This window comes from Mycolicibacterium pulveris, from assembly GCF_010725725.1.
Classification (GTDB): Bacteria; Actinomycetota; Actinomycetes; order Mycobacteriales; family Mycobacteriaceae; genus Mycobacterium; species Mycobacterium pulveris.
On sequence record NZ_AP022599.1, the window covers coordinates 1,199,941 to 1,224,826 of the forward strand.

Genomic DNA, 24,886 nt, shown 5'->3' on the forward strand with positions numbered 1-24,886 from the left:
CCATCCGGGCCGCCCCTGGCCCGCGCCCCCGCGCCCCGCCCCGTTCTTGTCCTTGCCTAGAACGCAACCACCCACCAGCGGAGCTTCCCCGGCGGACAGGCTCCGGGGGTACGTACGCCCAAGTGCCAAGCTATGAGCGAATCTTTCGCTCAACTACTACCGCCCCCAGCAACTTCAGCGAATCATTCGCTCAGAGCTTGGCAATCCGCACAGTGACCCCGGACAGGCCCCCAGGAGAACCGCAGCGCCCTACCGCAGCACCATCTTCACCGCGTAGTCCACCACCGCATCCAGGTCCGTGCCCAACCGGCCGGCCAGCCACTGCTGCGCCAACTCGGCCATCGCGCCGGTGTACATCGCCGCGCCCACCTGCGCGGCCACCGGATCGAAATCCGGGTGCAGGCGCCAGCCTTCGGTCAACACGCCCTCGCGCAACTGATCCTGCGTCGCCGCCCGCCGCGCCGCCAGCACCGGGTTCGACCGCGCATCGGTGAACAACACCCGCCCCCGCCGGGGATCCTCCGAGCTGAACCCCAGTACCGCGGCGATCCCCGCCCGCGTCCTCGCGCGCAGCGATTCCCCCGCCCCCTCCATCGCCTCGCTCACCGCGACAGCCAACGCCGAGCTCACCTCGTCGTACACCGCGCCCAAGAGATCGTCGACGTCGGCGAAGCTCTCATAGAAGTACCGGGTGTTCAATCCGCACGCGCGGCACACCGAGCGCACCGACACCGCCGTCTCGCCACCCTCACCGAACAGCTCGAAGGCCGCGGCGACCAACTGAGCGCGGCGCTCGGCGCGCCGGTCGGTCAGCGGGACGCCGGCCCATCGGGTGGGACTCGTCACGCCCTCAGCCTAAGCCGACTCTGGTCACGCATGTAACCAGACTGTATTCTGGTCACACGCGTGACCAGACCTGAAAAGAGGTTCCCGCCTTGTTCCTGCCGCACCAGCTCGTAGGCCAGATGCTCAACAAGGGTTTCGACCAGGCCGTGAGGCGCAACTTCTTCAAAGGCATGGAATTCGCCGCGCCGGTCGGCGACCCCGGCTGGTTCGGGCCGGGCAGCGCCGTCTGGCATGTGCACTCGCACACGTACGCGCTGATCTTCGGCCTGCAGTGCGCGGCCTACATGGAACGGCTCGACCCGTCGATCTACTGGATGGGCATGCACCACTCGCGGCTGGTCCAACGCGACGAGAACGGCGTCGCGATCCCCAAGATCGACCCCAAGGGCGCCCTGGTGCGGCTCGGCCACTCGGTGGCGTTCTTCATCGGCACCGCCTACGGCACGACCGAAACCGCCGAGCGGCTGACCCAGACCGTGCGGGCGATGCACCACACCATCAAGGGCACCCGCCCCGACGGCGCCCCCTACGACGCCGACGACCCCGACTGGCTGCGCTGGAACTACGCCACCGTCGTGTGGGGGCTCGCCACCGCCCACGAGCTCTATCACCCGAACCCGTTGCGCGGCAAGAAGATCGACAAGTACTACGGCGAGTTCGTCCGCGTCGGCCACGCGCTGGGCGGCACCGACCTGCCGACCACCAAAGCCGAGACCGCCGAATGCCTGGAGTCGTATCTGCCCAAACTGGCCGTCACCCACGGCACCGCGATGGCCACCGGCCCGAACCTGCCGATGCCGCAGGCCGCGGTCGACTGGGCCATCCGCGACACCATGCCAAAGTGGGCCAAACAGATGATCCAGCACACCGACCCCAACATCGTCGAGCGCACCGCCCGGCGCGCCACGGTGTGGGGCATCATCAACGGCCTGCAGGCCGCCGCGGGCACCCCGCCGGAGTTCCGCCAGGCCCAAAAACGGGTCAAGTCCGGCACGACCGTCACGCACACCCTGCCGACCTATCAGCCGGGCGACGACCCGGTACGCACCCGCGAAGAGATCGAACACAGCTTCGCCTGACGCCCCAAGAGCAGGGACACACCCCTGCTGAAATGCAGCTTCGCGGCATCCCAGCGACATTTGAGACACTGGGCCCCATGAGTACGACTAAACAGCGCGACGTCGCGAAGCTGGATCGGGTCCCGTTGCCCGTCGAGGCTGCGCGCATGGGAGCGACGGGTTGGCAGGTAACCCGCACCGGCGCGAGGGTCGTCAGCACGCTGGCCGGCAAAGGCTCGCTGCAGCAGAAGATCATCAAGCAGATCCCCAAGACGTTCGCCGATCTGGGGCCGACATACGTCAAGTTCGGCCAGATCATCGCGTCGAGCCCCGGCGCGTTCGGCGAGCCGCTGTCGCGGGAGTTCCGCAGCCTGCTCGACCGGGTGCCGCCGGCCGACCCCAAGCAGATCCAGAAGCTGTTCCGCGAGGAACTCGGCGACGAGCCCGCCAACCTGTTCAAGAGCTTCGACGAGAAGCCGTTCGCCAGCGCGTCGATCGCGCAGGTGCACTACGCGACCCTGCACTCCGGCGAAGAGGTCGTCGTCAAGATCCAGCGCCCCGGCATCCGTCGTCGCGTCGCCGCCGACCTGCAGATCCTCAAACGCGGCGCGCGGCTGGTGGAGTTCGCCAAGCTGGGCCAGCGCCTGTCCGCGCAGGACGTCGTCGCCGACTTCGCCGACAACCTCGCCGAGGAACTGGACTTCCGGCTCGAGGCGCAGTCGATGGACGCCTGGGTGTCGCACATGCACGCCTCCCCGCTGGGCAAGAACATCCGTGTGCCGCAGGTCTTTTGGGACCTCACCAGCGAGCGCGTGCTGACGATGGAGCGCATCAATGGCACCCGCATCGACGACGTGGCCAACATCCGCAAGAAGGGTTTCGACGGCACCGAGCTCGTCAAGGCGCTGCTGTTCAGCGTGTTCGAGGGCGGCCTGAGACACGGCCTGTTCCACGGCGACCTGCACGCGGGCAACCTCTACGTCGACGACGACGGCAAGATCGTCTTCTTCGACTTCGGCATCATGGGCCGCATCGACCCCCGCACCCGTTGGCTGCTGCGCGAACTCGTCTACGCCCTGCTGGTGAAGAAGGACCACGCCGCGGCGGGCAAGATCGTCGTGCTGATGGGCGCGGTGGGCACCATGAAGCCCGAGGCCGAGGCCGCCAAGGACCTGGAGAAGTTCGCCACGCCGCTGACCATGTCGACGCTGGGCGACATGAGCTACGCCGAGATCGGCAAGCAGCTGTCCGCGCTGGCCGAGGCCTACGACGTCAAGCTGCCCCGCGAGCTGGTGCTGATCGGCAAGCAGTTCCTCTACGTGGAGCGCTACATGAAGCTGCTGGCCCCCAAGTGGCAGATGATGTCCGACCCGCAGCTCACCGGGTACTTCGCCAACTTCATGGTCGAGGTGTCCCGCGAGCACGATAACGAGCTCGACAGCGAGGTTCAGGCCTAGATGCAGGTCCGCAGCGGCATCGCCAAGTCGGGCGAGCTCGACATCTTCTACGAGGACATGGGCGACCCCAACGATCCGGCGGTTTTGCTCATCATGGGTTTGGGCGCCCAACTTCTGTTGTGGCGCAAGGAGTTCTGCGAAAAGCTCGTCAACCAAGGCCTGCGGGTCATCCGCTTCGACAACCGCGACGTCGGCCTGTCCAGCAAGCTGGTCGGCCAGCACGTGCAGACGCCGCTGGTGCTGAGGATGATCCGCTCCCAGCTCGGCCTGAAGAGCCCGGCGCCGTACACGCTCGAGGACATGGCCGACGACGCGGCCGCGCTGCTGGACCATCTGAACATCGACCGGGCGCATGTCGTGGGTGCGTCGATGGGCGGGATGATCGCGCAGGTCTTCGCGGCGCGGCACCAGGCCCGCACCAAGACCCTGGCGATCATCTTCTCGAGCAACAACCAGGCGTTGCTTCCGCCGCCGGGGCCGCGGCATCTGCTGGCGATCCTGCAGCGGCCCAAGGACTCCTCGCCGGAGGCGATCGTCGCCAACGCGATCCGGGTCAACAAGATCATCGGCAGCCCGGGCTATCCACGGGACGAGGCCACGCTGCGCGCCGAGGCGATCGAGGCCTATGAGCGCGCCTACTATCCGGCGGGCATCGGCCGGCAGTTCGCCGCGATCCTGGGCAGCGGCAGCCTGCGCCGCTACGACCGGCAGATCACCGCGCCGACGGTGGTGCTGCACGGCAAGGCGGACAAGCTGATGCGCCCGTTCGGTGGGCGGGCCGTTGCGAAGGCAATCAAAGACGCGCGGCTGGTGTTGTATGACGGCATGGGCCATGACCTGCCCGAACCCCTGTGGGACGACATTGTCGGCGAGCTCAAGAACAACTTCTCGGTTCGTTGACTCCCCATAGGCGCGCGTAGCATCGCGCATTGAGTGCTTCAGGGCTTTACGACTGTCGGTGCCGACTTCCGGCAGGGTTCTGATCCGCCCCCGAGAAAGGCACACAATCGATGGCAGTCAAGACCCGCAAGCTGACGCCTCACTTCAAGGACGTCCAGGCCCACTACGACCTGTCCGACGAGTTCTTCCGGCTCTGGCTGGATCCCACGCAGACCTATAGTTGCGCGTACTTCGAACGCGACGACATGACGCTGGAAGAGGCGCAACTCGCCAAGATCGACCTGGCCCTGGGCAAACTGAACCTCCAGCCGGGAATGACGCTGCTCGACGTCGGCTGCGGCTGGGGTTCGACGATGATGCGCGCGATCGAACGCTACGACGTCAACGTCGTCGGGCTCACCCTCAGTGAGAACCAGAAGGCTCATGTGGAAGAGGTCTTCGCGCGGTCATCGAGCCCTCGGGACAAGCGGGTCTTGCTGCAAGGGTGGGAGCAGTTCAACGAGCCCGTCGACCGGATCGTGTCGATCGGCGCGTTCGAGCACTTCGGGTTCGACCGCTACGACGACTTCTTCACCAACGCCTACGCGCAGCTACCCGACGACGGTGTCATGCTGCTGCACACGATCACCGCGCTGACCTTGCCGCAGATGGCCGATCGCGGCATGCCGTTGACGTTCGACGTGGCGCGGTTCGTGAAGTTCATCCTCACCGAGATCTTTCCGGGCGGTCGGCTGCCGTCCATCGAGAAGGTCGAGGACCACTCCGCCAAGGCCGGCTTCACGCTGGCGCGTCGCCAATCCCTGCAGCCGCACTATGCGCGCACCCTCGACACCTGGGCGGCCGCGCTGGAGGCTCACCAGGACGAGGCGATCGCTGTCCAATCGCCAGAGGTATACGACCGCTACATGCACTACCTCACCGGCTGCGCGAAAGGCTTCCGCGTCGGATACATCGACGTCAATCAGTTCACCCTGCACAAGTGACGGCCGCCGTCACGTCGGCTGGACGTAAACGGCTACGCTCTACCGCTTGAGAGGCGTGTCCGCCGTTTAGCCGCCGTGCGTGGAGTACGGTCAAAATATTTACGTGTGTGATTGGCGTCACCAGGAAAGGCCAAACAGGGAACTATGTCTGACAACTCATCCGGCACTAAGGATCTGACGCCGCATTTCGAGGACATTCAGGCCCATTACGACCTGTCGGACGACTTCTTCGGCGTCTTCCAGGACCCGACGCGCAAGTACAGCTGCGCGTACTTCACGGGGCCGAACGTGACGTTGTCGGAGGCGCAGGTCGCCAACGTCGATCAGCACCTCGACAAGCTCGATCTCAAGCCGGGGATGACGCTGCTGGAGGTCGGCTGCGGCTGGGGCCTGACGCTGCAGCGGGCGATGGAGAAGTACGGCGTCAACGTCATCGGCCTGACGCTGAGCAAGAACCAGAAGGCCTACTGCGACCAGCTGCTGAGCAAGGTCGACAGCACCCGGACCTTCGACGTGCGGCTGGAGGGCTGGGAGCAGTTCCACTCCCCCGTCGACCGGATCGTGTCGATCGAGGCGTTCGAGCATTTCGGCTTCGAGCGCTACGACGACTTCTTCAAGACCTGCTTCGAGATCATGCCCGACGACGGCCGGATGACGATCCAGAGCAGCGTCGGCTACCACCCGTACGATCTGGCCGCGCGGGGAAAGAAGCTGACCTTCGAGATGGCCCGCTTCATCAAGTTCATGATCACCGAGATCTTCCCGGGCGGGCGGCTGCCGACCACCCAGATGATGGTCGAGCACGGCGAGAAGGCCGGCTTTGTGGTGCCCGAGCCGCTGTCGCTGCGCAACCACTACATCAAGACGCTCGGCATCTGGGCCGACCGGCTCGAGCGCAACAAGGACGCGGCCATCGCGGCCACCGACGAGGAGAACTACAACCGCTACATGCGGTACCTCAAGGGCTGCCAGTACTACTTCATCGACGAGGGCATCGACGTCAGCCTGGTCACCTACCTGAAGCCGGGCGCCGCGGCGTAATCGGCGTCGCGGCCCGGGTCAGTTCATGTTCCACGGCTCGCCGTAGGTGGTGACGCTGTCGCCGTCTGAGGAGATCAGCCGGGCGAACGGGCGCAGCACGACGCCGCCGGCCGCACCGGTCACCGTGCCGTGCGCATTGGACACGGCGACAGCGCCTTTGGGCCCCTTGACGTTCACCGAGAACGTCGCGACCTCTTGAATGCCGGGGCCGTTGCCGAGGTCGGCGCTGATCGTCGCGCCCGGCAACAGGTTCGGCGTGGTGATGAAGCCGTAGCCCAGCGCGTCTAGGGGGCCGAGCACCAGCGGCGCGTTGTCGAGCAGCACGTTGGGCGTGGTGTAGCGGAAGCTCATGCCGACGCCCAGCGACCACGGGAAGCCGATCTGATAGCCCAGTTCTAGCTTGCCGCGAAACGATTTGGCCTTCGGCCCTTTCACGCTGTACTTGGCGCGACCGGCATGAAACCACTCGCGGGTCAGCCGGTTGCGGTCCATCGGGGTGACGCCCTCGAGGTGCGTGTCCCACTGCTGGATGGTCAGCGTCCGATCCGTGCCGTCGACCACGCTGAGTTCGTTGTCCATCGTTGCGTGGGAGGTGCCGGTGGCTGCGAACAATACCGCGACAGCGATGACGAACACGAGCCCGACTCGACCAATTGCCTTCATGTCCCCCACTTCGTCGTCGGCCGCCTGGTCGGCCCAGCGTGTGTCGGTCGTACTGCTATCGCACGTCTGAAAAAGACGCGCAGCGGCTCACCATAGTGATCATCCGCAACACAAGAAACATAGCGCGTCCGTAAATTTCGGATGCTGAGGGGGTTCGCGGGGGCTGGGCGAGCCCTCGCCGCCTTCGTCAGACGCGTCGGCTCTGCGGGGTAGATGTCGCAAGTGCCAAGCTATGAGCGAATCTTTCGCTCAACTTCGACGCGGTGTAGCACGTGAGCGAATCTTTCGCTCAGAGCTTGGCAAAGCAGTAACTAGGGGCGAACGCTCAGGCCGCGGCCTGCCCGGTGTCGCCGTCGGAGTCGTCGGAGTCACCGGCGTCGGCATCGGCGTCGGCCTCGCCCTCGTCGCCCTGGTCACCGTCGCCCAAGTCGGCGTCGACGTCCTGGGACTCGACGTCCTCGCTCTCGGTGCCGAGGTCCTCGTCCTCGATGGCGTCCAGGTCCTCGACCTCGATGACGTCGGTGCCGTCCTCGGACTCGGTGCCCTCGGTCTCCGAGGCCTCCGAGGTCTCCGAGGTCTCCTCGTCGGTGGCGGAATCCTCGGCGACGTCTTCTGCGGAGTCCTCTGCGGTGTCCTCTGCCACGTCCTCTGTGGAGTCCTCCGCGACGACTTCGTCTTCGACGACGACGTCGTCTCCGGCCAGTGCCACCTTGGCCTCCCCGCCCTCGGCGGGCGGCGCGACCATCGTCGCCGCTCCGATGCCGAAGGCGTTCTGGATGCCTTCACCAACCGCCTCGACCAGCTCGGTGCCCACCGCCAGCCAGTTCTGGAACGGGTTGAACGGCAGCGGCACCGCCCACCGCGTCTCCCCCGGGTCCCCGCTCCAGTCGTAGCCGAGTTTGATCAGCACCCGCAGCACGGGCGAAACGAGCTCGACGATCGGCTCGAAGAACGGCTGCAACGGCGCGGGCACGATCTGCATCACCATGTCGATGATCGGCAGGCTCTTGGCCGGGATCATGAAGTACCGGTTGCCCTGCGAGTCGACACGGCAGTTCGGCCCCGGGCAGGGCCCCGACAGGATCTCGGCGAGCTCTTCCTCGGTGTAGCCGTAGGCGATCGGGTTGGACGAATTCCCGGTCGGCGTCAGATACCTGCCGTGCACGCCCTGAAACGCCGCGAACGCGTTGATCATCGCGAACGGGTTGAGCCAGTACCGCGGCGCATAGATCACCGGATCGAACTCGAAGCCGGTGGTCGTGATCTCGAACCCGAGATCGGTCGGCATCGACGGACCGAACGTGATGTCGAGGAACGGAATCGTCGGCAAGAACCCCAGCCGGGTGAAGATGCCGCCGTCGGGGTTGTAGGCGTTGCCGATCACGAACACCGACAGCCGTTCCTTGAGTTCCGGGCTGAGGCTGGCGAGGTTGCGCAACTCGTTGGAGACGACGGCACCGCCTTGCGAGTAGCCGGCGAGGATGACGTCATCGTCGGTGTTCACCAACACGTCGATCAGCGCGGTGTTGAGGTTGGTGACGCCGGTGCCGACCGAATCGTTCCACGTGTTGCACCGGCCGGGCACGCACCACCCGGAGAAGAAGAACAACGGAAAGAACGACGCGGGATAGTTGACCCCGGCCAGGGTGCAGTCCGTTTCGGCCACGCACTCGGCGGGCAGCGCCTGATCGGTGCCCCCGATGTAGCGGTCGTAGAAGTGGGGCATGTAGTCCTCGACCACGTTCGCGTTGGGCGTGCCCGTGCCCGGCACGATCAACACGGTGCTGGCCGCCAGGCTCAGGGCCGCCATCACGGCCGTGACGACACCGAAGACGGCAGTGCTCAGCGCACCCAGAAAAACGAGGAAGATAGCTCGACCGGCCTTACGCATATGTCGAATATCACACAACGCACCGGTCCGTGGTGGGAGAACACGACAAAGTTGCTCCAGCAAAGTTTGCCTGGCCGTCCTCAAGCGCACATCGAGCTCAGGTAGACAGTCACACATGGGTCGACGGCTGTGGGCCACGCTGGGCGTGGTGGCGACGGTGGCGGCGGCGGCCGCGCTGGCGGTGCGGTTCGTGCCGACCGTCCACCGGCCGCTGGCGGCGACGGCGGCGTCGGCGCCCTACCTCATGGTGGGCGCGCCGATCGCGCTGATCGTCTTCGCGGCGCTGCGCCATTGGCTGATGGCCGCGCTCGCCGTGGCGCTCACCGCGGCGGCGGTCACGGTACAGGCGCCGCTGTACATCGCCGACGACGCGCCCGACGGCGTCACCGTGCGGGTCGCGTCGGCCAACCTGCGCTACGGGGAAGCCGACGCGGCCTCCGTCGTCGACATGGCCCGCACACACGCCGATATCCTTGCGGTACAAGAACTTACGCCCGAGGCAACACGCCGCATCACGGCAGCGGGTCTGAACGAACATTTCCCTTATCAAGCATTGCTGCCGCGGGAGGGCCCAGCCGGCGTCGGCATCTGGAGCCGGTATCCGATCGCGTCGAGCTCACCCGTCGACGGCTTCCGGCTCGGATTCCTCACCGCGCGGGTGCGCATCCCCGACACCGGCACCGAGACGACCGTCGTCACCACGCACCTGTCGGCGCCCTGGCCCGAACCGATCGAGGGTTGGCGCAACGACATTGCCCACCTCAAAGCCACCCTGCAACGCCTCGCCGCGGCACCGGGCGCGGTGATCGTGGCCGGCGACCTCAACAGCACCGCCGACATGCGGGAGTTCCGGAGCCTGATCAGCGACGGCTACCGCGACGCCGCAGAACAAGCCGGTGCCGGCCTGGTCCCGACACACCCCGCCGACATCGGCATACCTCCGGTATGGGCGGTCGACCACATCCTCACCCGCGACTGCACGGCAATCTCGGTGCGCACGTTGGGAATCAACGACACTGATCATCGAGCGTTGCTGGCAAGCGTGGTGCTGTCGCGGAAGTAGATTTTCGATCGGAACGGAAAGATAGGGAAACCCCCGATTCCATTTCGGCTGCCGACCGCTACTGTGCACGGTTATGGAGGCGGGAGACGAATCCCCGTGCTATCTCGCGGAGTGGTATCTCCCCGAGGTGACCGAAGAGTCCGTCGACGACATGGTGGCCCGGATCGACGCCGCCGCCGCGACCGTCTCCAACGAAGGCACGCCCGCGCGGCTTCTGGTCACGCTTTCCGTTCCCTCCGACGAGGTGGTCTACGGCGTGTTCTCCAGCGAGTCCCCGGAGATCGTCTCGAGGATCTGCAACGCGGCAGGCGCCCCGCATCAACGGCTGTCCACCCGCGTGGGCACCCGCATCCGTGAGCAACGTTCGTAACGTTGCCATAGACGCCTCCGCCCGGGCGACCCACGCTGATTGACAGTTGACCCCGCCGGCGACCGACGCCGTTATAGTCTCGGTTTGCTGTCGGGGAGAGGTGGTAATGGCTTCCGGCGTGATCGAGCGGCCGGCTGAACATCGGGTGGTGGCGCAGTTCCTGCAATCCGCCGCCGCGCGCCCGGCAGCGCTCGTCCTGGAAGGCGAGGCGGGGGTCGGCAAGACCACGATATGGCTCACCGGGGTGGACGACGCCCGAACGCGGGGTTTTCGGGTGTTCTCGGCCCGGGTCGGCCCGCAGGAGACCACACTCACCTACGCCGCTGTCGCCGATCTGCTCAGCGAAGTGGAGCCGGCCATTCTCGACGCGCTGCCGGAGGTGCAACGCCACGCCGTCGACCACGTGCTGCTGCGCGCCAGCGGCACCGGCCCCGCAACGGACCAACGCGTGATCACCGCGGCGCTGGTGTCGGTCGTCGAGCAGGCGTCACGTGACGCACCCGTGCTGGTGGCCATCGACGACGTGCAGTGGCTCGATCCGTCGAGCCAGGCCGTGCTCGCGTCCGCGGCCCGCCGGTTCTCGGGTCCGATCGGGATGTTGCTCACCGAACGCCACGAGCACGACGGTGACCCGGCGACGTCGGACTGGTTGGAGCTGGCCAGTCCCGACGGCATCGTGCGACACCACGTCGGACCGCTGAGCCTGGGCGCGTTGCGCGCGCTGATCACCGCACGTCTCGGGCGGTCGATTGCACGTCCGACGTTGGTGCGCATCGCCGAGATCTCCGGCGGAAACCCCTTCTACGCTTTGGAATTGGCGGGCGCCATCGAATCGGGCAGCTCCGTGTCCGCGCTGCCCGCCACGCTGGCCGAGGTGATGCGGCTGAGGATCGGCCGCCTCGACGACGACGCGCAGGAACTCCTGCTGGCCGCCGCGTCCGCCGCGGCTCCGACGGTCGAGTTGCTCGCCGAGGTCACCCGCACCGACGCGAAACGCACCCGCGAACTGCTCGACGAGGCAACGGCCAAGGGCATTGTCGAGGTTGACGGCGACGCGGTGCAGTTCAGCCATCCGCTGTTGGCGCGGACCGTGTACAACGACGCCACCCGACGCGCGCGAAGGGCCATGCACCGGCGGCTCGCGGAGGTGGCGACGCTGCCCGAGGCGCGAGCCCGGCACATGGCGCTGGCGGCGTCGAGCGCGGACGACGCGACCCTCGACGCACTCGACGAAGCCGCTGAAGCCGCCCGCGCGCGCGGCGCACCCGCTGCCGCAGCCGAGTTGGTCGAGTTGGCGATCGGGTTGGGCGGTGACACCCCGCTGCGCCGAATTCGTGGCGCCGAGCACTATCTGCACGCCGGCGATCTGGAGCGTGCCCAGGACATGCTCGACACGCTGATGGCGCAGAAGCCCGCGGGCCCGCACCGGACGGCGGTGTTGAACCTATTGGCCACCATGCGGATTCACCAGAGCCGCTTCGAAGAAGCGGTCGCGCTGCTCGAGCAGGCACTCGACACCGCCGACTGCTGCGGCGAGGTACGGGTTCGCACGCTGCTGTTGCTGTCGTACGCGCGACTCAACGCGGGCGAGTTCGCGCCGGCCCTGCACAACGCCGAACGCGCCGTCACCCACGCGGCCGACGTCGACGACCCGGACCTGACCAGCCAGGCACTGGCGCTGCGGACCGCCATCGCCTGCATGTGCGGCCGCGGCGTCGACCTGCCCAGTCTTCGGCGTGCGCTGGCGTTGGAGCGCTCCGACAGCGAGGCACCGATCGCGTTCCGTGCCAGCGGCAACAGCGGGTTGCTGTTGGCGTGGACGGGCCGATTGACCGAGGCCAGTGAACAGTTGGCCGAGCTGCGCCAGACTGACCTGACGTTCGTCGGCGTGGCGATAGCGCTCAACGAGGTGTGGCGAGGCCGCTACGCCGAAGCCGCGCGGGTGGCCGAGGAGACCGTGGAGCGGGCCGAGCAGCTCGGCGGCGATCAGCTGTGCGTCGTCGCCAAGGCGGTGCAATCGGTCGTCACCGCACACGTCGGAATGATCGCGGAGACTCGCGAAACTGCAAATGCCGCAATAGCTCTCGCGCAAAAGTGCGGTGCACCGCACCTGGCGGACTGGGCGTCGATCGGCTTGGGCTTCTTGGAGGCCTCACTTCGCAATTACCGAGACGCGGCACAGATTCTGCAACCGCTGATGGATCGCTTCCCCTTCGTGCCCGGCACCGAGATCATCAACGCGGCGTACGTGCCCGACGCGGTCAGATCGCTGATCGCACTGGACCGCCACGCCGAGGCAGAACCGATGATCGATGCGCTCGAGAACAACGGCCGACTGCTGGACCGGCCGTGGATGTTGGCCATAGGCGCGAGGTGTCGAAGCTGGTCGCTGGCGGCCCAGGGCGACGTCAAGGGGGCAATCCGCAAGGCACAAGAGGCCCTGGCGCACCATGACCGATTACCGATGCCGTTTGAGCGCGCCCGCGCGCTGCTGCTGCTGAGCCAGCTGCAACGTCGTAGCCGCAGGAAGGACATGGCGCGCGCGACGGCGTCCGAGGCGCTGCAGATCTTCGAGGGCTTGGGGGCCCTGATCTGGGTTGACCGCGCCCGCGCCGAACTGGACCGCGACAAAGTGTCCGGTAGGGACGAGTCGGGGTTGACGCCGTCGGAGCGACGAGTCGCCGAGTTGGCGGCAACGGGGATGACGACGCGGGAAGTCGCCGCGGCGTTGTTCGTCAGCCCGAAGACCGTCGAAGCCAACCTCGCCCGTATCTACCGCAAGCTCGGCATCAAATCCCGCGCCGAGCTTGGCCGGCTCATGGCCGACCGCTGATACGGAGCCGCACGGGGCCGCTGCGGATGTCTGAGTAATCTGGCTGCGGCAGTGGTTTGCTGTCGTAGGCTGTTGCGAAATTCTGACCGACAGGGGGCTTGATGAAATCGTCGTCGTTCGGGGCAAGCGTTGCCATCGTGGCTGTTGCACTCGGCATTGGGCTGACCGGCTGCGGATCGGACACCGATACCGAAGCCACGACAACCACGTCGCCCACGGAGACGACGACCGAAACGACCAGTCAACCCGCACCCGAGATGACAGTCGCGGAATACATCCAACAGAACAACATCGTCGAAACCCCGGTCCACCGCGGCGATCCCGGCGCACCCACGGTCGAGCTACCCATTCCGCCGGGCTGGCAGAGCGCAGGCAACCGCGCGCCGGCAGATGCCTACGACGCCTTTGTCTACGGGGATCCGACCGTGCCGGGCCAGCCGTCGATCATCGCCTACGTCGTCAAGCTCACCGGAGATGTCGACCCGGCGAAGATCCTCGAGTACGCGCCCGCCGAGATTCAGAGACTGCCAGATTATGACGGCCCGACGACCGGTAGCCCCACGCAGCTGGGCCCGCTCGATGCGACTCAGATCGGCGGTGCCTACATGAAGGATGACGTGTTGCGCGCCGTCGGTCAGATGACCGCGGTGATGCCGGTCGACGACGGTCTGTACGTCGTGCAGCTCAACGTCGAGAGCCCCGGGCAGCCGGAGCTGGTGCAGCAGCTCACCACCGCGACAGCGGATATCGCGCTGCGGGCCAACATCGCGCCCTGATCAGCGGTTGCCGCGTCGACGGCGTCGTGAGCAATGCCTGATCGCCCTGGGTTCGCACTGGCCAGTAGAGGTTTCGCAATCCCGAGCGAACGACACATCTCGCCGCAAATATTGACAGCGACGTCAAGGCCTGTAATGCTTGCAGACGGTAAAAACCTTTGGGGAGAGTACTGGGGGAGTAAATGCCTGTTTCGGCCGTTTCCAACAAGGTTCGTATCGCCACTGCTGGCGCTGCTGTTGCCGCCGCTGCCGCTTTCGCGCCGGTGGCCGTCAGCCACGCCACCCCGGCAGTGCCGGCACCCACCGGCTTGGGCTCGTTCTCCGCGGCAGCGGTCGAAGCCTGCAACCCGGCCGCCGAGGACTGCGTCGCCGCCGCCAACGGCTCGGGCTCGCGGTACCAGAACCAGTACCTCTGGATCGGTGCGGCCAACCCGAACTTCCAGCCACTGCTCGGGATCACCTTCCCGAACTTCTTCCGGCTCAACTTCGAAGCCTGCGTGCTCGGCGGCGCCCTGCACCTCTCGCCCTACGGCGGCGGGTTCGTCGGCATCGGCCACGGCTGCTAGTAGGTACGGCAACTTGATCGAGCCCCCAAATCGGGGGCTCGATTGCTGTGATCGACCTCTGACACACCGTGAAAACAGTTAGGTTGGCCAATTTGTATGCCCTGCGGGTCTTCTGGGACTGGCCTCTGGGAAAAGAAAGGATGACCAATACGCGGGTTTCTGTTGACAGAGCGCACTGGTATCTGACAAGCTTCAGCTAATTCTCAAGAGGGGGGAACCCAATGCATACCGTTTCCAACAAGGTTCGTATCGCTACTGCCGGCGCTGCCGTCGCCGCCGCTGCCGCGTTCGCGCCGGTGGCCGTCAGCCACGCCAGCCCCGCGGTGCCGGCACCCACCGGCTTGGGCTCGTTCTCCGCGGCAGCGGTCGAAGCCTGCAACCCGGCCGCCGAGGACTGCGTCGCCGCCGCCAACGGCTCGGGCTCGCAGTTCCAGAACCAGTACCTCTGGATCGGCGCGGCCAACCCGAACTTCCAGCCACTGCTCGGGATCACCTTCCCGAACTTCTTCCGGCTCAACTTCGAAGCCTGCGTGCTCGGCGGCGCCCTGCACCTCTCGCCCTACGGCGGCGGCTTCGTCGGCATCGGCCACGGCTGCTAAGGAACCCTCAACGCCACCACTCGTCCGTCACCAACGCTAGCCGTCGGGGACGGGACGGGTTGGGTGACATAACGAAGACCTCCGAGTGAAGGGGGCACACCGTAAAGGTACGTGCCCCTCACTTCGGAGGTTTTCGTGTTTCTGGCGACGGTAATGCTTCCGCTACGTTCCTCTGACCCGCAGGCGCGGAACGCTGCAAAGACTTCGACTGCCCGTTCCCCAGCTACATCCATGCCGAATGCACCTCCGCACTCGCCGGGCCGGCCCCATTGGTCAGCCGCCCCTAACCTTTCGGACCAGTACGGATGCCCAATCTGCATGGCATGTGCGTCTTCTGGCGCCACCGCCGAGGAAGAATGCATTTACCAATGCGTGAGTTTCTGTTGACAGAGCGCACTGGTATCTGACAAGCTTCAGCTAATTCTCAAGAGGGGGGAACCCAATGCATACCGTTTCCAACAAGGTTCGTATCGCTACTGCCGGCGCTGCCGTCGCCGCCGCTGCCGCGTTCGCGCCGGTGGCCGTCAGCCACGCCAGCCCCGCGGTGCCGGCACCCACCGGCTTGGGCTCGTTCTCCGCGGCAGCGGTCGAAGCCTGCAACCCGGCCGCCGAGGACTGCGTCGCCGCCGCCAACGGCTCGGGCTCGCAGTTCCAGAACCAGTACCTCTGGATCGGCGCGGCCAACCCGAACTTCCAGCCACTGCTCGGGATCACCTTCCCGAACTTCTTCCGGCTCAACTTCGAAGCCTGCGTGCTCGGCGGCGCCCTGCACCTCTCGCCCTACGGCGGCGGCTTCGTCGGCATCGGCCACGGCTGCTAAGGACATCCACACCACAGTTTCGGAAACAATCTGAGTGCCCAACTACCCGCGGAACCCATTCAGGCGTGGGTCGAACGACTTCGACGACGATAACCCAGAATCGGATAACGGTGACGTACATCGCCGTCGGTTGAACATTTTCAACCGACGTGGCGCGATAGTCGCTGGTCTGGTGCTGCTCGTTGTCCTGGCCTTCGGTTCCTGGCTTGCGTACGAAGCGGTTCAAGCAAAATCGAATCTGGAGCAGGCGCGGCAAGCCGTGCGCGAAGCGCGTGAGTCCTTACTCAAAGGGGACTCCGACGCCACGTCACAGTGGGTCGACAAAGCCGAAGGGCACGCCAACAAGGCAAGGAACGCAACGCATTCACTACCGTGGAACATCTCAGCGGCCATCCCGTGGTTGGGAAGCCCGTTGAAGACAGGTCAACAGATCGCCGATGTCGTGCAGGCCTTGGCGGTGGACGTCATGCAACCATCGGCGGACGTCGCGGAGGCGCTGTCGCCGGACCGGCTTCTCGAAGGCGGGCGGGTTGACGTCCAGTTGCTTCGCGATTCGGCTCCGAAGCTGAACGAGATCTCCGCGGCAGCAGCAGAGCTGGAGGACCAGGCCAACGCGATCGGCGAGCCCACGTACTTTTCGGCGCTCGCCGATGCACGCACTCAACTCCAGGAGCAGTCAGCCAACGTCACCGGGCTACTCAGGTACACGGATCTGGCCGCGAAGCTCGCTCCCCCGATGATGGGTGCGGACGGACCGCGCAGTTACTTCATGGCGTTTCAGACCAACGCCGAGGCTCGCGGGACTGGCGGATTGCTCGGCGGCTTTGGCGTTTTGCGCTTCGACAATGGCAAGCCAACCGTCGACAACCTCGGGCCGAACACGGAACTGCATGGCGCATCCTCGTCGCTGAACCTTGGCCCGGAGTTCGCGCAACAGTACGGGTTCGCCAACCCGTTCACCGACTTCCGGAACAGCAACTTCAGCGCACACTTCCCGTACGCGGCCCAGATCTGGCGGTCGATGTGGGCTGAACAGTCAGGGATGACGGTCGATGGCGTGATCGCCATCGATCCGGTGGCCTTAAGCTACATTTTGGGCGCGGTCGGGCCGGTGACGATGCCGGACGGTGAGCGGATCACACAGGACAACGTTGTCGAATTAACCGAATCCACTGCCTACAGTCGGTTTCCCACGGATCAGGTGGCCCGCAAGCAGTATCTCCAAGACATTGCCAGCGAGGTGGTGACCAAAGCGACTGGCGAGGTCAAGTCGCCGCGCAAACTGCTCGAAGCTCTCGGCAAGGCGGCCAGCGAAGGCCGTATCGCGGTGTGGAGCGCGTCTCCGGAGGAACAGGCACTCCTCGAAGAGACCCCGCTGGCGCATGTGATTCCCGACGATCCTGCGCCGTATGCCCAGGTTGTGGTCAACAACCTGGGCGGTAACAAGATGGATTACTACTTGACGCGGCAGATTGAGTACGCTGCAGACGGGTGCGAAGGGGAAACCCGGAAAACCACGGTCACGGTGAATCTGTCGAACGAGGCACCCGACGGCCCGCTTCCTGATTACGTCGCTGGCTTCGCTGGCCTTGAAAACATCGCAAACAAGCCGCCTGCCGGCACGAATGTCGCGTCGGTTTCACTTGTCGCGACTCAGGGAGCCGACTTGGTGGGTGCGGTCGCCAATGGGCAAAAGGTGCCGATATTCACGGGCGTGGATCGCGGGCACCCCGTGTTCGAAGCGCAGATCGCGGTACCCAAAGGAGACTCTGTCGAACTGAAGTTCCTTCTCGAGGAACCAACGACCGCTGGTGAACCTCGCGTGCCGATCCAGCCGCTTGTGGATGAAGTCACGCCGGTGATCTCCGTTCCGGACTGTGAGGCATGAGCTTTAAAATGGCTGCCAAGCACCCTCTCCTCGATGCTCTATTCCGACCGGACCTCGTGCCGCTGACCAGAGCGTTCGAAAAACGGCGATCGCTAATCGAATTCTTCCCTGGCTGGACAATCCGTCGGCAGTATCTTCAGTTTGATCTGCTCGCGGGGCACCACGGCCACCTGTCGCATCGCGATGTCGCCTCACCTTCAGTGCGACACCCTATGCCAATCCGGTGGTCGGCGTACTCGGTGGAAACCACAACCCGCCCGCGAGGCGGGAGATCGAGTACTTTGCCGATGGGTGCGGCAACGAGGCGCGGAAATCAACCAGCTTTCGACCAGCTAAACAACGACGTCACTGCCGGATCGTCGTAGTCCGAGTGTCCGGATTGGGCTATCGATGCATAGTATTAAGACCAAGCTAATGAGGGGCCAGCGTTGACGATCCAAGACTTCGTGAAACTGCTGCGCACTCGTTGGCTCATCATCTTTGCCACCGTCGTCGTCGCAGTAGTGGGGGCTGTGGCAGTTAATCTGCTAACGACTCCGCTCTATGAGGCGTCGACGAGGCTCTTCGTGTCGACCTCATCAGGGGCAACGCTAGCCGACACGTATCAGGGAAATCGATTCTCACAGGAACGCGTGATTTCCTATACCGAGCTTCTCAAGGGAGAAACCCTGGCGCAGCGAACAATTGACAAGCTCGACCTCGACATGGCGGCCGAGGAACTCCAAGACAACGTCAAGGCCAGTTCAAAACTCGACACAGTACTAATAAATGTGTCTGTTCTGGACGAATCGCCCGTCCGTGCGCGTGATATCGCCGACGCACTCTCCGACGAGTTCGTCGTTATGGTACGCGAATTGGAGACCCCGCCGGACGGAACCATGCCGAACGCCCGTGTCGTCGTAGAACAACGGGCCTCAATCCCAGATGATCCGGTAACTCCCAAGACGACTCGGAATCTAGCAATCGGCCTTTTGCTCGGCTTGCTGTTAGGGGTTGGCCTTGCAGTACTACGTGATGTACTGGACAACACCATTAAAGATCGAGAAAATCTTGAAGAAGTGACCGGTGTGGGCTTAGTCGGGAGTATTCCGCTTGATAAGGAACGCCGAAAGACGCCTGCGATCTCCTTCGAGAGCGACAACTCACTGATGGCCGAAGCCTTGCGGAAGCTTCGCACCAATTTGCAGTTCCTAGCGGTGGATAATCCGCCGCGTGTAATCGTTGTTACCAGCTCGATGCCCAGTGAAGGCAAATCGACTACCGCGATCAACATCGCACTAGCATTAGCAGAAGCCGAAAACGAAGTCGTCCTCGTCGAAGGCGATCTGCGGCGACCGAGGATACACAAATATCTGGACTTGGTCGGAACGGTTGGCTTTAGTTCAGTACTAGCAGGCCAAACTGACCTTGAGGAATCGCTCCAAAAAACACGCTTTCCCCGACTGACTGCGCTGGCCTCAGGCGTGCTGCCGCCTAATCCGAGCGAATTACTCGGGTCAGAGACAGCTAAGAAAGTCTTAGACGAGCTTCGCGGTCGATTCGACTATGTCATCATCGATTCTTCCCCGCTACTTGCGGTCACAGATGCTGCGATTCTTGCGGCCAGCGCTGACGGCGTACTTATCATGGCACGTCACGCGCATACGAAACGTGACCAACTAGCGCACGCAGTCGGAAGTCTTCGAGATGTAGGTGCTCCATTACTTGGCGCTGTATTCACAATGACGCCTACTCGCGGCGCCTCAAGCTACAGTTACCGCTACTACGGGGAAACAACAACCCAATCCGCTTCCGAAAAGAGTGGCATTTTCGGTCGTTTCCGTCGCAACCTCTCAGAGCATCGCCGCCTTGGTTCAGTGGGGCCTCGAGCATAAATGAGTTCTGGTCCGCCGCGAATGAGTTCTCGATACCGTTCACGATCTGCGCGACCCCGGCATCGACTCGTAATGAGTTGTCTTAGGACTCAACGGGACCATCCGGTCTGCAGCCAGCGGTTCGGTGGAAGCACCGCACAGAACGCTGACAAAGCAGTCCATGGCGCGGCAACATATGCGTTGGAGCTAGCAACTAAAGTTGGTTGGGATCATCCATCGATCGCACTCAAGCGGATACATCAGTGTTTCAGGTTCGCATTCGTGTCGGATCCTCGCGGGCGAGCAGTCCCCGCGTCAAGCCTCCGCCTGATTTTCCGGCTACGCCGGCCGTGTTACGACAACCGCAGCGACAGCCATCCGTGCACGCCCGTGCTCGGTTTACCTCGCACGCTGCCCGGTGAGGTAACGCGACCACCTTCCGAACTCGCCTCCCGGCACCCAGGCATATAACTCCGTAGATGAACCAAGTTGGAGCTTTTCATGTGCGGCCTATTCGCCACTAACGACCTCAGTACTCGCAATCGGCTTCCAGAAATTCTGCGCGCTAGGCTCGCCTTTCGCGGGCCCGATTGGCAGTCACCTGTCATCGAGCACAAAGGGTGGCTTTTATACCATGCTCGTCTGTCAATCATTGCGCCGACGCCTGAATTTTCGCAGCCATACATCACGAAATCTGGCGGCGCGCTGCTGTTTAACGGCGAAATACTCAATTTTGCCACGCTCGCTAAACAATATGGACTTACTAATTCCGGCTCAGACACCGATATACTGGCAAACCTCTTAGAGCTGCCCGGATTTGATCTCAATGCGCTTGAGGGGTTCTTCGCTTTCATCTACCTCGACTCGAATGGCAAGATGACTCATTGTGCCCGAGATCGGTTTGGGGTCAAACCGTTGGTGTACGTCAAGTCGCAAAACAACCTGGCAATTTCTAGTGAAGCTTCGGTGCTGTCAGATCTATATAATCTTCCCCACAGTCAACGTGCGCTCGCAGAATATAAGGCTTTCCGCGCACCGATCTTTACAAGCTCATATTTCGACGGCGTAGCCGAAGTCGTTCCAGGGACATGTTTGGTAAACGGCCCATATTTTGACACCCTCGACCACGTCACCGACGATTATCTGCCCGCTAACGACGTACAAGATGCCCTAAGTGAGACCTTGCAATCCGCTGTGAGGTCTAGGTTAGTTTCAGACGTCCCTGTCGGACTTCTATTAAGCGGCGGTATTGATAGTAATCTAATTCGCGCATATTCCCACAGGAAGTTTCAATGCTTCACCGGAGGTACTGAGAATGATTACGACGTAGAATATGCCGAATCCCTGGGGAGCGGCGCAGTACACATTGTGGACGTAAGTCGCCAGAAATTCCGCACGCGCTTCAGCGAAATGATTCAGCTAAGGAAAGAGCCGTTATCCGTTCCAAACGAGGTAATTCTGTCATTTCTAGCCGAACGCTGGCAGAAGAATGGTGGCCGTGTGTTACTTTCCGGTGAAGCAGCTGACGAGTTCTTCGGAGGCTACGATAGAATCTTCTATTGGGCTGCAAATGCTGAACGTTTCTGCATAGACACCTTCCTAAATCTATACAGTTATGCTGACGAAAGATCAATCGCGGAAGACATCCGGGCTGATTTCGAACACTTCTTTAGAAGCTTGCCCGGCATCAGCCCTTTCGAATCCGTCCGTCAGTTCTTCTTAAAGAAGCATCTGCCCGTGCTATTTCGGAGACTAGACTTTGCTCTAATGTATGCGGGAGTTGAAGGGCGTGAGCCGTTCGCACATTACGAGATGTTCAAACTCGCGATGCGCATCAAACCGAGTCAGTTATTCATCAATAAAATTGGTAAACGCCCACTACGGGAGTTGGCGGCCAAATGCTACGGTGACAAATTCGCCTTCGAACCGAAGGTCGGCTTCCCGATCGACGTTGGATCCATCTTTGGTTATGGGAAAACCGAGGACCGCATCTCAAACTACAAAGTGTGGCGCCAGGAGAATATGAGGCTGATCGCATGATAATCGGATACACCACTGGAGTTTTCGACTTATTTCATATCGGACATGTCAACCTTCTCCGCAACGCGCGGTCCCTATGCGACAAGTTGATTGTGGGGGTCACAGTCGACGAATTGGTCTCATACAAGGGCAAAAATCCAGTAATACCCTTCATGGAGCGAATCGAGGTCGTGCGCGCGTGCCGATATGTCGACGTCGCCATCCCACAACTGTCGATTGACAAAGTCGAGGCTGTCAACAAGTTGAATGCCAACCGTTTATTCGTAGGTGACGACTGGTACAAAACCGAACGATGGCAGGAAATGGAGGCAGACCTGCAAACCTTGGGTTGCGATATCGTCTATCTCCCGTACACGCGTGGCGTTAGCAGCACTCTCATTAATGAGACACTCACGTCTCTACGTGCCGCTCAAGAATAGTTCCGCTGATTCCCGCGGATGTTTACGACGACAAAAGGCAGACCTATATGTGCCGCCGGACAAATAGCCGTTACTCCCCCACGCCACAAGCCAGAGTGTGGGCGCAGGTACCGGGGCAACGCGAGTCGGCCAAATATTGCTTCGGTGTAGTAGCCCTTAAACTAGCCGGCCACGAAAGGGAGTTGACGATATGAAGTTTAGTGAGGTCGAGCGCCTGGTCAAAGGCATTCCATTCATCGATAGAGTCAACGCTGAGGCGCTCTATAGCTTTATTATCGGACAAAATCTGAAAGACTGCCTGGAGCTGGGGTTCGCTCACGGTGTCGCGAGTTGCTTCATGGCTGCAGCTCTCGATGAGCTGGGGGGCGGTCGATTAGTTTCGGTGGATATTGAATCGGCGCGGGAGTGGCAAAAGCCGAGCATCGAGGAGCTTCTCCAGAGGGTGGGTTTACCACAATACGTGGAGATCCACCGCGAGCGAACGGGATATAACTGGTATCTTCAGAAGCTTATCGCTCAACGCTCAGAAAATGATCTCAATATCTGCGAACCGATTTTCGATCTCTGCATTATTGATGGTCCGAAGAACTGGACGATAGATAGCAGTGCATTCTTCCTTGTTGACAAGCTTCTTAAGCCGGGGGGTTGGATAATTTTCGATGATTATTACTGGAGCTATGCCAGTGCGGATCGAACGAGAGATGCAACCGATGGTATCGTGCACCGAGATTTATCAGACTCTGAGCGGACGACGCCCCATATCAGGCAGATTTTCAACCTTCTTGTCATGCAACATCCTGACTACAGTAATTTCCGGATACAAGAAGATTCTGGGTGGGCTTGGGCTCAGAAGACTGATGCCCCACTAAGTACAAAGAGAGTCAGTTATGAGCTTTCCTACAGTTCACGCGACTATCTGTCGAGAGCTCTCCACAAAGCGCGGCTTGCCCTCACGCGCCAACGGGCCGGGTGAATGAAGTTACGCTTTTGAATTGAGAGCTTGCCGCATGGTTCCAGAATCGTTGCGGCTCAGGTCGCGTCGGACGTCATTACGCTCCGACCGCGTCACATTTCTTTCTATTGATATTGCTATACCGATTGCACACCACGCAGGTACGCTCACGAGCGTCGCATTCTGAAACATTAGCACTTCGGTGCCGTTGTGAATGACGAACATCAGAAACAGCGCGGAACCGAAGCGACCTGCTGCTGTGTTAGCTCGGGAGAGGATGCCCCAGAGGTAAAGCAGGAATACAAGTAGAACGCTCAGGCCTAAAATACCGACCTGCAGATATACCTGGAGATAGTAGTTATGGGCAGAAAGTTGGGTGGTGAGGAAGTCTCTCGGTAAGGCAGCTGCGCCTAATCCAAAGAGTGGGTTTTCTTTGGCGGCGCGCAATATATAGGGCCAAAGAAAGTCCCGACCCGAGTTTGCCCGGTGGCCGGATAACTCCATTATTTTCGCAGATAAGCTTGCTGCTAGCGGGGAAGTGTTTATGTTCAAAAAGAACCAGAGTGTGGCACCGATGGTCGCGACAGACGCGAAGATCCCGATAAACATATAGGTGCGACTGCGCAGTTTCATCGAACAAACGAAAGCTATTAAGAAAAGTGCTGAGTAGACAATGAGGGAACGGACATTATATATAAGTGCTAGCGAACCACTGAACGCAAAGAATGCTAGGGCAACCGCCCACGCAGTTCTTGGTGAAGTGTCAGCGCGCCGAAGAATACAAACGAGAGCGACTGCAGATGCGTAAACCATTGCACTGGCTGTGGCATTCTTGGGTAATTCCGCGACCGCGATAGCCAATAGATCGACGGTCACGAGTGTAAATAGCAAAACCCTGAACCAGGTGAATGACAAAAATGCCGCGCCATACATTACGAACGCTAAAAGGACTGTAGCGGTTGATGCAACGGCTACAGTATGCTCCAGGCCTCGGCTACGATTATATGTAAACGCAGCACTCAGTGCATACAGACCAACGAATACCAATACGAATGTGGTCGGCCAGATTATTTGGTCGATCCGCGCAAGCAATATCGGTGTGAGGGTCGCGGTGAAAGCTACCAGAAGCCATCCGCGGGAATCGCTGAGCGTCGCCGCAACAGCTGGGTATGAGATAACGAGCAATGCTAACGGCGCGACCACGGCGGCTACTCGAGAGTAGCGCTTCTCGAGGGAAGTGAGATGCTGCGAGTTGTCCAAGGAATGAGGGTTGCGCTTCTTTAATTCGCTCGCCTTAGGTCGCACATCCTCCCGCAGTCGATTCGATCCCTGATTGCGGCCCTGACCCGTCATTGGGCGAGGCACCGTAACATGTGAGGCATGCCACTCCGTCGGCGTGAGTATATAAGGTTCGGTCCACTATAAGGTGTTAAGGTCATGACTTCAGGCTCTTTGCTGCTTTCACTCTTCAGGCAGTATGCCGCGTAAGTACCATTTGGGGGTTGATCTCTGAATCCATCGGGTGGGACACGTGGTGGCCGGCAACAGGGAGCCGCGGGTTACATGCGATTGCCAGCCAGCTACGGCAATGCCAGCCAACGAGCACTTGGGTGCGACACGCGCCGCGGACCTGCGACCTTTGCCAACGGCTACCACGCTAGGTCCCTCACAGCTCCATAGCAGGGTTTTAGGATGCTTAGAACAAACACCTGGATCGGCAACACGGGTAGGTTCCGTCGGGGCGGCCGTGTCGGATTGGTCAAGCGTGGTGTAGTCGCTGTACAAGTCGGCTTCTATGTACTTTGGTTGCGCGGAATCAACCTGTTCTCGCTGCGCCGGGTGACGGGCGACTGCGATGTCGACGTGTC

General features: G+C 62.2%; 21 protein-coding genes. 17 read left to right on the forward strand and 4 right to left on the reverse strand.

Annotated features, from left to right (window positions below; translation table 11 throughout):
• Positions 1-249: 249 nt before the first annotated feature.
• Positions 250-846 carry a TetR/AcrR family transcriptional regulator gene (locus G6N28_RS06070; RefSeq protein ID WP_163898138.1) on the reverse strand — a complete coding sequence of 199 codons (597 nt, stop codon included), beginning with the start codon at positions 844-846 and terminating at the stop codon, positions 250-252.
• Between the two features lie 89 nt (positions 847-935).
• Between G6N28_RS06070 and G6N28_RS06075 the strand changes: the two genes are divergently transcribed.
• From G6N28_RS06075 to G6N28_RS06095, 5 genes are all read left to right on the forward strand, one after another.
• On the forward strand, positions 936-1,925 hold the full coding sequence (locus tag G6N28_RS06075; protein ID WP_163898141.1) for an oxygenase MpaB family protein: 990 nt from the start codon (positions 936-938) through the stop codon (positions 1,923-1,925).
• Positions 1,926-2,002: 77 nt separating this feature from the next.
• Positions 2,003-3,361 (forward strand): ABC1 kinase family protein, encoded by a 1,359-nt coding sequence (locus G6N28_RS06080; RefSeq protein WP_163898145.1) that lies wholly within the window; start codon positions 2,003-2,005, stop codon positions 3,359-3,361.
• On the forward strand, positions 3,362-4,261 hold the full coding sequence (locus tag G6N28_RS06085) for an alpha/beta fold hydrolase (RefSeq protein ID WP_163898148.1): 900 nt from the start codon (positions 3,362-3,364) through the stop codon (positions 4,259-4,261).
• A gap of 110 nt (positions 4,262-4,371) precedes the next feature.
• Positions 4,372-5,244, forward strand: coding sequence for a cyclopropane mycolic acid synthase family methyltransferase (locus G6N28_RS06090; protein ID WP_163898151.1), 873 nt, complete (start codon positions 4,372-4,374; stop codon positions 5,242-5,244).
• A gap of 144 nt (positions 5,245-5,388) precedes the next feature.
• Entirely contained in the window at positions 5,389-6,285 is an 897-nt protein-coding gene (locus G6N28_RS06095; RefSeq protein WP_163898154.1) for a cyclopropane mycolic acid synthase family methyltransferase, read from the forward strand.
• Between the two features lie 18 nt (positions 6,286-6,303).
• Here the strand turns inward: G6N28_RS06095 and G6N28_RS06100 are convergent, their stop codons facing one another.
• Positions 6,304-6,948 (reverse strand): porin MspA, encoded by a 645-nt coding sequence (locus G6N28_RS06100; RefSeq protein ID WP_163898157.1) that lies wholly within the window; start codon positions 6,946-6,948, stop codon positions 6,304-6,306.
• A gap of 325 nt (positions 6,949-7,273) precedes the next feature.
• Entirely contained in the window at positions 7,274-8,839 is a 1,566-nt protein-coding gene (locus tag G6N28_RS06105) for a PE-PPE domain-containing protein (protein WP_163898160.1), read from the reverse strand.
• Positions 8,840-8,954: 115 nt separating this feature from the next.
• Here G6N28_RS06105 and G6N28_RS06110 point away from each other — a divergent pair, with 115 nt between their 5' ends.
• The 12 genes from G6N28_RS06110 to G6N28_RS06165 all read left to right on the forward strand — a co-directional run bounded on the left by G6N28_RS06110 (position 8,955) and on the right by G6N28_RS06165 (position 23,039).
• Positions 8,955-9,902 carry an endonuclease/exonuclease/phosphatase family protein gene (locus G6N28_RS06110; protein ID WP_163898164.1) on the forward strand — a complete coding sequence of 316 codons (948 nt, stop codon included), beginning with the start codon at positions 8,955-8,957 and terminating at the stop codon, positions 9,900-9,902.
• A 73-nt stretch (positions 9,903-9,975) separates the two neighbouring features.
• Positions 9,976-10,272, forward strand: coding sequence for a hypothetical protein (locus tag G6N28_RS06115; RefSeq protein ID WP_163898167.1), 297 nt, complete (start codon positions 9,976-9,978; stop codon positions 10,270-10,272).
• 106 nt (positions 10,273-10,378) lie between these two features.
• Positions 10,379-13,105: an AAA family ATPase gene (locus G6N28_RS06120; RefSeq protein ID WP_163898170.1), complete on the forward strand. Its 2,727-nt coding sequence runs from the start codon at positions 10,379-10,381 to the stop codon at positions 13,103-13,105.
• A 137-nt stretch (positions 13,106-13,242) separates the two neighbouring features.
• On the forward strand, positions 13,243-13,881 hold the full coding sequence (locus tag G6N28_RS06125; protein WP_235674477.1) for an LpqN/LpqT family lipoprotein: 639 nt from the start codon (positions 13,243-13,245) through the stop codon (positions 13,879-13,881).
• 182 nt (positions 13,882-14,063) lie between these two features.
• A complete protein-coding gene (locus tag G6N28_RS06130; protein WP_163898176.1) occupies positions 14,064-14,447 on the forward strand; it encodes a hypothetical protein in 384 nt (127 codons plus the stop codon).
• 221 nt (positions 14,448-14,668) lie between these two features.
• Positions 14,669-15,046 carry a hypothetical protein gene (locus tag G6N28_RS06135; RefSeq protein ID WP_163898179.1) on the forward strand — a complete coding sequence of 126 codons (378 nt, stop codon included), beginning with the start codon at positions 14,669-14,671 and terminating at the stop codon, positions 15,044-15,046.
• Between the two features lie 442 nt (positions 15,047-15,488).
• Positions 15,489-15,866 (forward strand): hypothetical protein, encoded by a 378-nt coding sequence (locus G6N28_RS06140; RefSeq protein ID WP_163898179.1) that lies wholly within the window; start codon positions 15,489-15,491, stop codon positions 15,864-15,866.
• 169 nt (positions 15,867-16,035) lie between these two features.
• Complete coding sequence (locus tag G6N28_RS06145; RefSeq protein WP_235674729.1) at positions 16,036-17,754, forward strand: DUF4012 domain-containing protein; 1,719 nt, start codon at positions 16,036-16,038, stop codon at positions 17,752-17,754.
• A gap of 428 nt (positions 17,755-18,182) precedes the next feature.
• Entirely contained in the window at positions 18,183-19,628 is a 1,446-nt protein-coding gene (locus G6N28_RS06150; RefSeq protein WP_163898182.1) for a tyrosine-protein kinase domain-containing protein, read from the forward strand.
• 468 nt (positions 19,629-20,096) lie between these two features.
• A complete protein-coding gene (locus G6N28_RS06155) occupies positions 20,097-21,647 on the forward strand; it encodes an asparagine synthetase B family protein (protein WP_163898185.1) in 1,551 nt (516 codons plus the stop codon).
• Entirely contained in the window at positions 21,644-22,066 is a 423-nt protein-coding gene (locus tag G6N28_RS06160; RefSeq protein ID WP_163905880.1) for an FAD synthase family protein, read from the forward strand. Before G6N28_RS06155 ends, G6N28_RS06160 begins: the two co-directional genes overlap by 4 nt.
• 190 nt (positions 22,067-22,256) lie before the next feature.
• The gene (locus G6N28_RS06165) at positions 22,257-23,039 is read left to right on the forward strand and encodes a class I SAM-dependent methyltransferase (protein WP_163898188.1); all 783 of its coding nucleotides are present in this window, start codon (positions 22,257-22,259) and stop codon (positions 23,037-23,039) included.
• Between the two features lie 6 nt (positions 23,040-23,045).
• Here the strand turns inward: G6N28_RS06165 and G6N28_RS06170 are convergent, their stop codons facing one another.
• A complete protein-coding gene (locus tag G6N28_RS06170) occupies positions 23,046-24,278 on the reverse strand; it encodes an O-antigen ligase family protein (protein ID WP_163898191.1) in 1,233 nt (410 codons plus the stop codon).
• Positions 24,279-24,886: the final 608 nt, after the last annotated feature.

Bases quoted from the DNA above. Each gene is read 5' to 3' on its own strand.
- G6N28_RS06140 (WP_163898179.1), top strand. From the start codon at position 15,489: ATGCATACCGTTTCCAACAAGGTTCGTATCGCTACTGCCGGCGCTGCC.
- G6N28_RS06100 (WP_163898157.1), bottom strand. From the start codon at position 6,948: ATGAAGGCAATTGGTCGAGTCGGGCTCGTGTTCGTCATCGCTGTCGCG.
- G6N28_RS06110 (WP_163898164.1), top strand. From the start codon at position 8,955: ATGGGTCGACGGCTGTGGGCCACGCTGGGCGTGGTGGCGACGGTGGCG.
- G6N28_RS06135 (WP_163898179.1), top strand. From the start codon at position 14,669: ATGCATACCGTTTCCAACAAGGTTCGTATCGCTACTGCCGGCGCTGCC.
- G6N28_RS06095 (WP_163898154.1), top strand. From the start codon at position 5,389: ATGTCTGACAACTCATCCGGCACTAAGGATCTGACGCCGCATTTCGAG.
- G6N28_RS06120 (WP_163898170.1), top strand. From the start codon at position 10,379: ATGGCTTCCGGCGTGATCGAGCGGCCGGCTGAACATCGGGTGGTGGCG.
- G6N28_RS06160 (WP_163905880.1), top strand. From the start codon at position 21,644: ATGATAATCGGATACACCACTGGAGTTTTCGACTTATTTCATATCGGA.
- G6N28_RS06115 (WP_163898167.1), top strand. From the start codon at position 9,976: ATGGAGGCGGGAGACGAATCCCCGTGCTATCTCGCGGAGTGGTATCTC.
- G6N28_RS06105 (WP_163898160.1), bottom strand. From the start codon at position 8,839: ATGCGTAAGGCCGGTCGAGCTATCTTCCTCGTTTTTCTGGGTGCGCTG.
- G6N28_RS06090 (WP_163898151.1), top strand. From the start codon at position 4,372: ATGGCAGTCAAGACCCGCAAGCTGACGCCTCACTTCAAGGACGTCCAG.
- G6N28_RS06165 (WP_163898188.1), top strand. From the start codon at position 22,257: ATGAAGTTTAGTGAGGTCGAGCGCCTGGTCAAAGGCATTCCATTCATC.
- G6N28_RS06080 (WP_163898145.1), top strand. From the start codon at position 2,003: ATGAGTACGACTAAACAGCGCGACGTCGCGAAGCTGGATCGGGTCCCG.
- G6N28_RS06130 (WP_163898176.1), top strand. From the start codon at position 14,064: ATGCCTGTTTCGGCCGTTTCCAACAAGGTTCGTATCGCCACTGCTGGC.
- G6N28_RS06085 (WP_163898148.1), top strand. From the start codon at position 3,362: ATGCAGGTCCGCAGCGGCATCGCCAAGTCGGGCGAGCTCGACATCTTC.